We start from the raw sequence: 12,358 nt of genomic DNA on the forward strand, positions 1-12,358 counted from the left end.
CGAGAAACCTTGTGGGAAGTCGGGGGGACCACCCCCCAAGGCTAAATACTCCTTAGTGACCGATAGCGCATAGTACTGTGAAGGAAAGGTGAAAAGAACCCCGGGAGGGGAGTGAAAAAGAACCTGAAACCCTGTGTTTACAAGCTGTGGAACCCCTTTATATGGGGAACCGCGTACTTTTTGTAGAACGGTCCGGCGAGTTACGCCGGCTGGCAAGGTTAAGCGCAGAAAGCGTGGAGCCGGAGGGAAACCAAGTCTTAAAAGGGCGTCCAGTCAGCCGGGGTAGACCCGAAACCGGGTGATCTATCCATGTCCAGGTTGAAGTTGCCGTAAAAGGCAATGGAGGACCGAACCCACATCCGTTGAAAAGGGTGGGGATGAGGTGTGGATAGGGGAGAAATTCCAATCGAACCCGGAGATAGCTGGTTCTCCTCGAAATAGCTTTAGGGCTAGCCTCGTGTTACTCTTGTGGAGGTAGAGCACTGAATATCCTAGGGGGCGTCAAAGCTTACCGAAGATTATCAAACTCCGAATGCCATAAAGAGGATGCACGGGAGTCAGACTGCACGAGATAAGTTGGGCAGTCGAAAGGGAAAGAGCCCAGACCTCCAGCTAAGGTCCCAAAGTACGTGTTAAGTGGAAAAGGATGTGGGATTTCGAAGACAACTAGGATGTTGGCTCAGAAGCAGCCATACATTAAAAGAGTGCGTAATAGCTCACTAGTCGAGAGGTCCTGCGCCGAAAATGTCCGGGGCTGAAACACGGCACCGAAGCTGAGGAATGTATGTAAATACATTGGTAGAGGAGCATTCTTAAAGAGAAGAAGCTGTACCGAAAGGAGCAGTGGATTTTTAAGAAGAGAGAATGCCGGAATGAGTAGCGAGAGAGAGGTGAGAATCCTCTCGGCCGAATATCCAAGGTTTCCAGAGTAAAGCTGATCTGCTCTGGGTAAGTCGGGGCCTAAGGCGAGGTCGAAAGACGTAGTCGATGGACAACAGGTTGAGATTCCTGTACTATGGTATAACAGAACTGTGGGGACACGTGTGGAAAGCACAACCCGGGAGTGGAAACCCCGGGGCAAGCGGGGCAGGAGTATGATTGGAAAAACCGTCATACAATCCGAAGACGTGATGCGTACCGAACTAGAGTAGGGAAGTGTGTGAGCCATGCGTCAAGAAAAGCCGCTATTGTTTATATCATACCCGTACCGTAAACCGACACAGGTGGATGAGGAGAGAATCCTAAGGCCGACGGAAGAAGCATTGTTAAGGAACTCGGCAAAATGACCCCGTAACTTCGGGAGAAGGGGTGCCTCAGAAATGAGGCCGCAGAGAATTGGCCCAAGCAACTGTTTAGCAAAAACACAGGTCTATGCAAAACCGCAAGGTGAAGTATATGGGCTGACGCCTGCCCGGTGCTGGAAGGTTAAGGGGAGAGGTTAGCGCAAGCGAAGCTTTGAACTTAAGCCCCAGTAAACGGCGGCCGTAACTATAACGGTCCTAAGGTAGCGAAATTCCTTGTCGGGTAAGTTCCGACCCGCACGAAAGGCGTAATGATTTGGGCACTGTCTCAACAATGCATCCGGTGAAATTGAAATACCAGTGAAGATGCTGGTTACCTGCGCCAGGACGGAAAGACCCCATGGAGCTTTACTCCAGCTTGATACTGGGATTCGGTATTGCATGTACAGGATAGGTGGGAGGCAGAGAATTGGTGACGCCAGTTGCCAAGGAGCCGCTGTTGGGATACCACCCTTGCAGTATTGGGTTTCTAACTAGCCGCCGTAAACCGGCGGGAGGACAATGTCAGGCGGGGAGTTTGACTGGGGCGGTCGCCTCCGAAAGGGTATCGGAGGCGCTCAAAGGTTCCCTCAGAATGGTTGGAAACCATTCGAAGAGTGCAAAGGCAAAAGGGAGCTTGACTGCGACACCGACGGGTGGAGCAGGTACGAAAGTAGGACTTAGTGATCCGGTGGTAGAAAGTGGGATTGCCATCGCTCAACGGATAAAAGCTACCCTGGGGATAACAGGCTTATCACTCCCAAGAGTTCACATCGACGGAGTGGTTTGGCACCTCGATGTCGGCTCATCGCATCCTGGGGCTGTAGTAGGTCCCAAGGGTTGGGCTGTTCGCCCATTAAAGCGGTACGCGAGCTGGGTTCAGAACGTCGTGAGACAGTTCGGTCCCTATCCGGCGTGGGCGTAGGATATTTGAGAGGAGCTGACCTTAGTACGAGAGGACCGGGTTGGACTGACCACTGGTGTACCGGTTGTTTTGCCAAAAGCAGAGCCGGGTAGCCAAGTCGGGAAGGGATAAACGCTGAAGGCATCTAAGCGTGAAGCCCCCCTCAAGATGAGATATCCCCCGCAAAGCGGTAAGACCCCTTGAAGACGACGAGGTAGATAGGGCAGAGGTGGAAGTGCAGTAATGTATGGAGCTGACTGTTACTAATAGGTCGAAGGCTTAACCAAGAAGGTAAGGGTTAAAGAGAGTAAGAGATTACTGGAATACTAGAATACTGGTTAAGAGTAGGATAGGTAAATGGATGGTTGAATAGATCTGTGTGTGGTTTTGAAGGTATATGCATCGCAAGATCTTATCTTCAGGAATGGCCCAGTGGCTCAGTTGGTTAGAGCGTCGCCCTGTCACGGCGAAGGTCGTCGGTTCGAGTCCGATCTGGGTCGTTTACACCGATCATCGGTGTGGATGATATTAATTTAATATCCCATGGGATCTTAGCTCAGCTGGGAGAGCATCTGCCTTACAAGCAGAGGGTCATAGGTTCGAGCCCTATAGGTCCCATTTAGTACACTCCATGCCGATGTGGCTCAATTGGCAGAGCAGCTGATTTGTAATCAGCAGGTTATCGGTTCGAGTCCGATCATCGGCTTAGTACTAAAAAATCATATGGATGGATTCCCGAGTGGCCAAAGGGGACAGACTGTAAATCTGCTGCAAATTGCTTCGGTGGTTCGAATCCACCTCCATCCACTTAGAAAAAGAAAGCTTTTTCTAAATACAATTTCATAATATAACGCGGGGTGGAGCAGTCTGGAAGCTCGTCGGGCTCATAACCCGAAGGTCGTAGGTTCAAATCCTGCCCCCGCAATTCAATGCCTGGTTAGCTCAGTTGGTAGAGCAGAGGACTGAAAATCCTCGTGTCTCTGGTTCGATTCCGGAACCAGGCATTTTGTGGGATATTAGCTCAGTTGGTAGAGCACTTGACTTTTAATCAAGTTGTCCGGGGTTCGAATCCCCGATGTCTCAGGCCTATAAGCCCGATATAAAGGGTTTTAAAGAAAAAGAAAGCACTCCATTATGGGGTGCCTTTTGTGATTGGTGAACATTTGGTTAAATCTTAAGCTAAAAAATAGCCGCCTATTATTTTCCAGAGAGCAGGGCGGCTATTTTCTATTTCTGTATCTGAGGATTGCTACAATCAAGCTGGCAGTTGTCAGTATAATCCTAAGCGTCTCATATGTACTTATAAGCATCATATGCCAGTAAAATAAAGGAATGTTTACTCAACTACAGTCTGTTTTGTCTTTTTTCTTATGTTCTAAAACCTCCTGATACCCGGAAATAATAATACCGGATGGAAGGGCAACTACGGCAATACCCAAAAAAGAGGAGATCATACTCACAATGCGTCCGATGTCAGAAACAGGGTAGATATCGCCGTAACCAACTGTAGTCAGGGAGATTGTGGCCCAGTAGACTGCGTGAAAAAGGTTCCCAAAGGTCTGGGGTTCCACCTGGAAGACAATAAGAGCAGAGATAAATATATAGGCACTTGCCAAGAGGCCCACTGTTGCAAGCGCCTGCCGTTTCCTTACAATAATATGAGAAATCATCTGTAAATTTTCGGAATACCGGAAAAATTTAAAAACCCGCAGTGTCCGGAATAATCGAAACATCTTCAAGACCCGAAATGCGTGATTTAAACTGGTTAGAGAGGGCAGAATGGACAGCAGGTCTATGACTGCCATTGGCCGGAATGGATAGAGCAGAAAGCTGGAGATGCTGCGTTTGGAATGGTTGCAGTCCACTGTGATAAAACGCAAAATATAATCAACTATGAAAATATATGCAGTTATCCTATCAATCAAAATCAAGGGTTCTGTAAGCTCTACGACGCATAGTGGAAGTATACTCAACAGAATAACAGAAATCATGAAGATATCATAAAGGCGGCTCAGCCTGTCATTTCCCTCAGCCTTTTCCACAATCCTGCGCAGTTTATTTAACATAATACGTCCTCTACCATTCTTTTTTAGTATATTCCCATAAAGAGTATGCACGGAAAATGGGGACTTCTATACGGCAATCTGTTTGAAAGAAGAAATACATTTTGACTTGAAGTAAATAGGTCAGTTATAATAAATAACGATACTTTTATAGCGGATTATATTATGGAGAAAGCCCTGGCCTGAGAACGGTCAGAGAGCTGGGAAAGGATGGGATAATATGGAATTAAGTTCCTACTGTATGGGATGCATAGCAAGAAGACAGGAGGAGAAAATAAGAGACTTGCCGGATGAACAAAATAAATCGGAGTTTATGAAAGCCCTCTTTCGCGCCATGGGAAATGCGGGACCGGATGATACAGCTCCTGTAATTGCATCTGTAGCTGCCGAGTTGGCCTTTGAATACCTGGGGATAAAGGAAGACTTCAAGGAGGAAAAGAAGAGCTTCAATGCCCTAATGAGAAGACATGAAAAATGGATTCAGAAGAAGATTGAAGGAGCGCAAGATCCGCTTCTTGAGGCTCTGAAATTCGCCAGAACGGGAAATTACATTGACTTTGGTGCATTGAAGAGTGTAGAGCAGGCTCAGTTGGAAGAGCTTCTGGTCCAGGCAGAGTCGGACAGGGTGGACGAGCAGGAGTATATAGCATTGTTAAATGATTTGAAAATGGGCAGATCTCTCGTATATCTTACGGATAACTGTGGGGAGATTGTGATGGATAAGCTTTTTATACAGGAGATCCAGAAATATTATCCCCGAATTCAGGTTACGGTGATTGTGAGAGGAAAATCTGTGATGAATGACGCAACAATGGAGGATGCCGTGGAGGTTGGCTTGACAAATACAGCCAAAGTTCTGGGAAACGGCTGTGGGGCTGCGGGAACTCCTCTGTCCTATATCAGCCGGGAGGCGCTGAAGGAGATAGAAGATGCAGATTTGATTATTGCCAAAGGCCAGGGGAATTTTGAGTCTCTAAATGGATGCGGCAGGAACGTTTATTACATGTTTCTGTGTAAATGTCCTTGGTTTGTGAAGCGGTTCCAGATGAAGCAGTTTGAGGGTGTACTAGTTAATGAAAGAAACCTGCAAAAACGGGCCTGATCTGCAGCCCCATGATTTTTAAACAGGTTTCATCTGGTGTCTGTTTACAATATAAATTCCTGCGCATACGAGCGCCAGAGCAGCCAGCCCGGTGAGAGTGAATGCCTGGTTGCTTTCCCCAAGCAGTATTGCAGAGAGTATCACACCGAAGACGGGATTCATAAAGCCAAAGACAGCTACCTTTCCCACTGGATTGAATTTCAGCAGGATTCCCCAGAGGGAGTAGGCAATTGCGGAAACCAGGGACAGATAGAGCAGCAGAGCAGTGGAAGCGAATGTAAAGCCGCTGACCCTGCCTCCGGCAGCCAGACCGATTAGACTTAAGATCACACCTCCAAACAGAAATTGATAGCCGCTGAGGGTGACAGGCTCATCCTTTTGAGCGTAACGTTTGATAAGGATGGAGGAGAGGGCATAGGCAGCGGCGGAGAGCAGGATGCAGCCCTCACCGGAGAAGCTCATACTGGTGTCCAGGCTGCCTCCATTTAAGTTAATAATCACCACCCCCGCAAAACCCAGGATACAACCAGCGATCTTGGCGGGGGTAAGCTTTTCCAGTTTAAAGATCAGTGTCGCGGCTAAAATAGCCAGGAATACATTGGAGGCTTCTATGATGGAGGATTTCACTCCGGTGGTGTTTGCCAGACCGATGTAGAAGAGGATATATTGCAGAACAGTCTGCACCAGACCCAGCTTAGCAACCATGCTCCAGGAGGTTTTTGCGGGGAGCAGGAAACGACGGTTTAACAGGCTTCCAATCAAAATGGTGAGAATACCGGCCAGCGTGAAGCGGCACCCGGCAAACAGCAGTTGGGAACCTATGGAATCTGGGTGAATCTGGAAGAGTTGATAACCGATTTTGATACAGGGAAAGGCACTGCCCCATAGGAGACAGCAGATCATTGCCAACAGGCAGACCATTGGGGTTTTGGTCAATATTGTGTTTGTTTTCTTATTCATGGTGGATTCTCCTGTCTTTTATTACAGCATGTCTTGGCACTGTCTGGCGGTGGCTGGGCCTATGCATTTCCAGCAGAGCCAACTGTATTATAATCAATTCCTGAGAGATAAACAAGTGGATTCAAGGGTAAACTTATGATAAAATGATAACCATTGAATTACTTTCTTGCGTTCTGAGAAGTAAATGCACAAAACGGTTTGAACAGTAATCGTAACCATGGTCATCAAAAGGATTAAAGAATATATAGAAAGTACGAAAACAAATATGAAGTATCTCTACGATTCTTTACTGGAATATCAGCAAACAAATGCATATCCCTTTCACATGCCTGGACATAAACGCCGGGGCTGCGAGTTTGTGAACCCTTTTCTCATAGACATCACGGAGATTGATCAGTTTGATAATCTTCATCACGCAGAAGGAATATTAAAAGAAGCTCAGGAGCGGGCGGGCAAACTGTACGGATCAGAAGAAACGCATTTTCTGGTGAATGGGAGCACCTGCGGCATCCTGAGTGCAATATCCGCATGTACAAATAAAGGCGGAAAGATTTTGATGGCCAGAAATTGCCACAAGGCGGCTTATCACGGCGCTCTGTTGGGAGACCTGGAGATCGTCTACGTGTACCCCTGCCCGGAAAGGCATTTTGGAATCAACGGCGGCATTGATCCGGAGCAGGTAAGAGAATGCCTTGAGGAGGATGGAGAGATTCAGGCGGTTCTTGTTACTTCCCCTACATTTGACGGGGTCGTTTCCGATGTAGGGGAAATTGCACGGATTGCCCACGTCAGGGGAGTACCGTTGATTGTGGATGAGGCGCATGGAGCGCATTTTGGGTTTCATCCCTATTTTCCAGTGAGTTCTGTTGAACAGGGGGCGGATCTGGTGATTCACAGTCTTCATAAGACACTCCCCTCCTTCACACAGACTGCACTTCTGCATGTAAACGGCAGACTGGTGGACAGGAAAAAACTGGACTTATATCTGGGAATCTATCAGACAAGCAGCCCTTCTTATGTATTGATGGCGGGAATGGATGAGTGTATGCGCAGAATTGACCGGGAGGGAAAACAGCTCTTTTCAGAGTTTGCCAAACGGCTGGACTTATTTTATGAACGTGTGTTGCAGTTAAAGCGGATTAAAGTTGCGGGAAAGTGGCTGATAGGAGAAGCTCAGATCAATGACTTTGATCCCTCCAAGCTCATACTCTCAGCTTGTCAGCTTGGGATGGATGGTAATATGTTGCAGCAGAGACTGAGGAGAGACTATCATCTGGAGCTGGAAATGGCGGCAGGGGGATATGCGCTTGCCTTGACCTCGGTTATGGACTCAGAGGAAGGTCTGAATCGTCTCTGGCAGGCGCTTTTGGACCTGGACAGGGGACCCGGCGGTCAGAGTAGTCAGAGAGGGGACATGGGGGTGACAGCAGATGCAAAGAGCGTATGGGATGATACGGTGGCCAGCAATACCTGTGTCTGCAGGATTTCTCAGGCCCTGGAGGCAGAGAAGGAGCGTATCCCCTTAAAAGAGAGCGCAGGGAGGATTTCCGGTGAGTTTTTATATCTGTATCCCCCGGGTATTCCTCTTCTTGTGCCGGGAGAGAGAATAGAGACGCAGCTTATAGAGAGGATTGAACAATATAAAAGCAGAGGATTTGCTGTTCAGGGACCGGAGGATTACACTTCAACATATATTATGATACTTGGATGAGGATTCACACTCTGAACAGAAAGAGGGGAACAGGCAGACCGATGGTCCTGGGCTTCACAGAGAAAGAGACACGTATGAGGAGAAATTATGGGAAAGATTTTTTACATTATGGGAAAGAGTTCCACGGGAAAGGATACCATATTTGAAGAGCTTCTAGGACGCAGAGAACTGGATCTGCACAATATTGTGCTGTACACCACCAGACCTATCCGGGCAAAGGAGACGGAAGGGGTGCAGTACTACTTTGTGGATGAAGATCGGCTGGAACAGCTTCTGCGTGAGGGGAAGGTGATTGAGCTCCGGGCCTATGACACGGTGTGCGGCGTGTGGAAATATTTTACCGTGGACGATGGCAGGATAGATCTGCGAGGCAGGGACTACCTGGCAATCGGCACCCTTGTCTCCTATGAGAAGATGCGCCATCACTTTGGGGAGGACGCTTTGGTACCTATCTACATAGAAGTGGATGACGGGCTGCGCCTGGAACGGGCGCTCAGACGCGAGCGAAAGCAGAGTGAGCCCAGGTATGAGGAAATGTGCAGACGTTTCCTGGCGGATGCAGCGGACTTTTCAGAGGGAAATCTTAAGAGCGCCGGAATCCAGAGACGTTTTTTGAATAATGGGGACCGGGCAGAGTGTATGGATGAGGTGGCCCGCTTTATCCTGGAAAATAAAGGGGAAAGCTGAATTTTTGCTAGGTAATCGGGGAAAGATGTGATATACTTAACAGGATAATAGAACTGTAAGGTATGGAGCAGTTAAGATTGAACAAAGGGGTGAGTAACATGCCGGGATTTAAAGATATTGTTGGACATAAACAGATTGTACAGCATTTAGAAAGTGCGATGAAGCTGAATAAGATCTCGCATGCATATATATTTAATGGTGAAAAGGGTTCCGGAAAGAAGCTTCTGGCCTCTGCTTTTGCGCAGGCGCTTCAGTGTGAGACACCAGAAGTGGATGCCTGTGAGAACTGCAGATCCTGTAAACAGGCGGAGAGCGGAAACCATCCAGATATAATACGCATCGTACATGAGAAGCCGAATAGCATTGGTGTGGAGGAGGTCAGGGACCAGCTGGTCAATGACGTACAGATTAAGCCGTACAGCAGCCGGTTTAAGGTCTATATCGTACCGGATGCGGAGAAACTGACGGTGCAGGCACAGAATGCCATTTTAAAAACCATTGAGGAGCCTCCGGCTTACGCGGTTATTCTTTTGTTGACCACCAATGCCCAGGCCCTTCTGCCAACCATACTGTCCAGATGTGTAATGCTGTCTATGAAACCCATACCTGATTTTCAGGTTATGGAGTACCTGATGGAACATGTACAGATACCGGACTACGAGGCGGAACTCTGTGTAGCCTTTGCACAGGGCAATATAGGAAAAGCCGTACAGCTGGCTACCTCAGAGAACTTCAATGAGATCAGGCTGGCGGCAATACATCTTTTAAAAAATATTCCGGATATGGAGATCCAGGATATCATCAATACTGTGAAAGCTGTCTCAGAGTTTAAGGTGGATATCCAGGACTATTTGGACCTGCTGGCTGTCTGGTACCGTGATGTACTTTATTTTAAGGCCACCAAGGATGCAAACGGGCTGATTTTTAAAGATCAGGTGCAGGAGATATCGGACCAGACCAATAATGGGTCCTATGAGGGCATGGAAAATATTCTGGATGGACTTCAGAAGGCAAAGGAGAGGCTGAATGCCAATGTAAACTTTGACCTGACGATGGAGCTGCTGTTTTTGACGATAAAGGAGAATTTAACACAATGATAAAGATAATAGGAGTGAGGTTCCGCAACGCGGGAAAGGTATATTACTTCAATCCGAAAAAGTTTCATATTAAGCAGGGAGACCATGTGATTGTGGAGACTGCCAGGGGAATCGAGTATGGAAATGTGGTATCCGGTGTCAAGGAAGTGCCGGACGACAAGGTGGTCCAGCCCTTAAAGGCAGTGATCCGGGTGGCCACTCCTGAGGACGATGCCAAGGAGGCGAGAAACCGGGAGAAGGAGAAGGACGCCCTTCGTATCTGCCATGAAAAGATCCGCAAACACAAGCTGGAAATGAAGCTGATTGATGCGGAATATACTTTTGACAACAACAAGGTATTATTCTATTTTACTGCGGACGGAAGGATCGATTTCCGTGAATTGGTAAAGGACTTGGCTGCGGTGTTTAAGACCAGAATCGAGCTGCGCCAGATTGGCGTTCGCGATGAGACAAAGATTGTGGGTGGCATCGGTATTTGCGGAAGAGCGCTCTGCTGTAACACCTATCTGTCAGAGTTTGCACCTGTATCCATAAAGATGGCAAAAGAGCAGAACCTCTCGTTAAATCCGGCAAAGATCTCCGGTGTCTGCGGCAGACTGATGTGCTGCCTGAAAAATGAGGAGGAGACCTATGAGTATCTGAATGGCCGGTTGCCGGGACTGGGTGATACGGTACAGACGGATGACGGCTTGAGAGGCGAGGTGCAGAGTGTCAGTGTGCTCCGTCAGATGGTCAAGGTGATCGTGGATGTGGGGGATGAAAAGGAGATCCGGGAGTATGGGGTGAGCCAGCTGAAGTTCAAGCCCAGACGCAGAAAAGAAAAGGTGAAGGTGGATGACAAGGAGCTGAAAAAGCTTGAGGCCCTGGAGAAAAACGAAGGGAAATCAAAGTTAGATGACAATTAAGCTGAATCCGGGGGAGCGCCTGGATGATCTTCACAGAAACGGGTATAAAATCATACAAAATGAAAAGACTTTTTGCTTTGGCATGGATGCGGTACTGCTCTCCGGATATGCCTGTGTGAAGGAGGGGGAGCGGGTTCTGGACCTGGGGACAGGCACTGGAATCATCCCGATCCTGTTAGCGGGCAAGACAAGAGGCAGACATTTTACGGGTCTGGAGATTCAGCATACTAGCGCTGAGATGGCCTTAAGGAGTGTGGCTTACAACCACCTGGAGGACCGGATTGCCATTGTAGAGGGAGATATCAGAGAAGCCGACAAGTACTTTGCGCCGGCTTCTTTTGACGTTGTCACCAGCAACCCGCCCTATATGACCGGACGGCACGGACTGGTGAACCCGGATGAAGCAAAGGCCATTGCCCGCCATGAAATCTGCTGTACCCTGGAGGAGCTGATTGCCCAGGCGGCAAGGCTTTTGCGTGTGGGAGGCAGATTCTATCTGGTGCACCGTCCTTTCCGCCTGGCAGAGATCATCAGCAAGCTGGTGGAGTACAAGCTGGAACCCAAGAGAATGAAGCTGGTATATCCTTTTGTGGATAAGGAACCCAATATGGTGCTGATCGAGGCGCTGCGTGGCGGAAAGCCCAGGATTACAGTAGAAAAACCGTTGATTGTGTACAGGGAACCGGGCGTCTATACGGACGAGATTTATGATATTTATGGATATTGACAAGTGCCGGAGGGCGTAAATAAGCTACACTAGGTAAGGAGAGGAGGGATACCATGCCGGGAAAGCTGTACTTGTGCGCCACCCCCATCGGAAATCTGGAGGATATTACTATGCGGGTGCTGCGGACCTTGGAGGAGGCGGATGTGATCGCTGCGGAAGATACGAGAAACAGCATCAAGCTTCTGAACCACTTTCAGATAAAAACGCCCATGACCAGTTACCATGAGTACAATAAGATTGAGAAGGCGAGGACCCTGATTGAGAAGATGCAGCAGGGGCAGAATATTGCACTCATAACGGATGCGGGCACGCCGGGGATCTCAGACCCGGGTGAGGAGCTGGTAAGGATGTGTTATGAGGAAGGGATTGAGGTGACCTCTCTTCCGGGTGCCTCGGCATGTATCACTGCGTTGACTTTGTCCGGACTGCCCACAAGAAGATTTTGCTTTGAAGCATTTCTGCCCCAGGATAAAAAGGAAAAGCAGGAGATACTTAAGGAGCTGAAAGATGAGACGCGGACCATCATTCTCTATGAGGCCCCCCACCGGCTGGTCAGGACTTTGAAGGAACTCCTTGAAGCTCTGGGGGAGCGCAGGGTCACTGTGTGCAGGGAGCTGACGAAAAAGCATGAGACCGCATTTTCCACCACTTTGTCCAAGGCGATTGCGTTCTATGAAAAGACAGAACCCAAGGGTGAGTGTGTGCTGGTGTTGGAAGGGCGCAGCAGGGAGCAGATGAAGGAAGAGGCTATACAGACCTGGCTGGAGATCTCCATAGAGGAGCATATGGAGCACTATCTTTCACAGGATATGGATAAAAAATCCGCTATGAAACAGGTGGCAAGGGACAGAGGGATCAGCAAAAGAGATGTGTACCAGGCATTGTTGGAGGACTAAGAGCATATACATAGATAGAGCATCGG

General features: G+C 48.4%; 9 protein-coding genes, 7 tRNA genes and 1 rRNA gene (1 of these 17 running past the window's edge). 15 read left to right on the plus strand and 2 right to left on the minus strand.

Annotated features, from left to right (window positions below; translation table 11 throughout):
- The 8 genes from AC0THY_RS04210 to AC0THY_RS04245 all read left to right on the plus strand — a co-directional run.
- Nucleotides 1-2,471, plus strand: a 23S ribosomal RNA gene (locus AC0THY_RS04210) (it extends 418 nt beyond the left edge of the window).
- A gap of 139 nt (nt 2,472-2,610) precedes the next feature.
- Nucleotides 2,611-2,684: transfer RNA gene (locus AC0THY_RS04215), tRNA-Asp, on the plus strand.
- 45 nt (nt 2,685-2,729) lie between these two features.
- Nucleotides 2,730-2,802: transfer RNA gene (locus tag AC0THY_RS04220), tRNA-Val, on the plus strand.
- A 15-nt stretch (nt 2,803-2,817) separates the two neighbouring features.
- Nucleotides 2,818-2,890 (plus strand) — tRNA-Thr (locus AC0THY_RS04225).
- A gap of 19 nt (nt 2,891-2,909) precedes the next feature.
- Nucleotides 2,910-2,991: transfer RNA gene (locus AC0THY_RS04230), tRNA-Tyr, on the plus strand.
- Nucleotides 2,992-3,035: 44 nt separating this feature from the next.
- Nucleotides 3,036-3,109, plus strand: a tRNA-Met gene (locus tag AC0THY_RS04235).
- Between the two features lie 6 nt (nt 3,110-3,115).
- Nucleotides 3,116-3,188, plus strand: a tRNA-Phe gene (locus tag AC0THY_RS04240).
- 6 nt (nt 3,189-3,194) lie between these two features.
- A tRNA-Lys gene (locus tag AC0THY_RS04245) sits at nt 3,195-3,267 on the plus strand.
- Nucleotides 3,268-3,524: 257 nt separating this feature from the next.
- On the opposite strand, the gene AC0THY_RS04250 is transcribed toward AC0THY_RS04245, so the two are convergent.
- Nucleotides 3,525-4,250, minus strand: coding sequence for an ion transporter (locus AC0THY_RS04250; protein ID WP_489993220.1), 726 nt, complete (start codon nt 4,248-4,250; stop codon nt 3,525-3,527).
- Nucleotides 4,251-4,467: 217 nt separating this feature from the next.
- Between AC0THY_RS04250 and AC0THY_RS04255 the strand changes: the two genes are divergently transcribed.
- Nucleotides 4,468-5,349, plus strand: a complete 882-nt coding sequence (locus tag AC0THY_RS04255) for a damage-control phosphatase ARMT1 family protein (protein ID WP_489993221.1) — start codon at nt 4,468-4,470, stop codon at nt 5,347-5,349.
- A gap of 18 nt (nt 5,350-5,367) precedes the next feature.
- Here AC0THY_RS04255 and AC0THY_RS04260 read toward each other — a convergent pair whose 3' ends face one another.
- Entirely contained in the window at nt 5,368-6,309 is a 942-nt protein-coding gene (locus AC0THY_RS04260; RefSeq protein ID WP_489993222.1) for a DMT family transporter, read from the minus strand.
- Nucleotides 6,310-6,574: 265 nt separating this feature from the next.
- Between AC0THY_RS04260 and AC0THY_RS04265 the strand changes: the two genes are divergently transcribed.
- The 6 genes from AC0THY_RS04265 (at nt 6,575) to rsmI (ending at nt 12,332) form a co-directional block, all read left to right on the plus strand.
- Nucleotides 6,575-8,020, plus strand: coding sequence for an aminotransferase class I/II-fold pyridoxal phosphate-dependent enzyme (locus AC0THY_RS04265; RefSeq protein ID WP_489993223.1), 1,446 nt, complete (start codon nt 6,575-6,577; stop codon nt 8,018-8,020).
- A gap of 87 nt (nt 8,021-8,107) precedes the next feature.
- Nucleotides 8,108-8,707 carry a nucleoside/nucleotide kinase family protein gene (locus tag AC0THY_RS04270; RefSeq protein ID WP_489993224.1) on the plus strand — a complete coding sequence of 200 codons (600 nt, stop codon included), beginning with the start codon at nt 8,108-8,110 and terminating at the stop codon, nt 8,705-8,707.
- A gap of 98 nt (nt 8,708-8,805) precedes the next feature.
- Nucleotides 8,806-9,804 (plus strand): DNA polymerase III subunit delta', encoded by a 999-nt coding sequence (gene holB / locus AC0THY_RS04275; protein WP_489993225.1) that lies wholly within the window; start codon nt 8,806-8,808, stop codon nt 9,802-9,804.
- Entirely contained in the window at nt 9,801-10,709 is a 909-nt protein-coding gene (locus AC0THY_RS04280; protein WP_489993226.1) for a PSP1 domain-containing protein, read from the plus strand. Before holB ends, AC0THY_RS04280 begins: the two co-directional genes overlap by 4 nt.
- The gene (locus AC0THY_RS04285) at nt 10,699-11,436 is read left to right on the plus strand and encodes a tRNA1(Val) (adenine(37)-N6)-methyltransferase (RefSeq protein WP_489993227.1); all 738 of its coding nucleotides are present in this window, start codon (nt 10,699-10,701) and stop codon (nt 11,434-11,436) included. The genes AC0THY_RS04280 and AC0THY_RS04285 overlap by 11 nt, the downstream gene beginning before the upstream one ends.
- Nucleotides 11,437-11,489: 53 nt before the next feature.
- Nucleotides 11,490-12,332 (plus strand): 16S rRNA (cytidine(1402)-2'-O)-methyltransferase, encoded by an 843-nt coding sequence (gene rsmI, locus AC0THY_RS04290; RefSeq protein ID WP_489993228.1) that lies wholly within the window; start codon nt 11,490-11,492, stop codon nt 12,330-12,332.
- Nucleotides 12,333-12,358: the final 26 nt, after the last annotated feature.

Source organism: Ruminococcus sp. 8Y-12 (genome assembly GCF_058119865.1).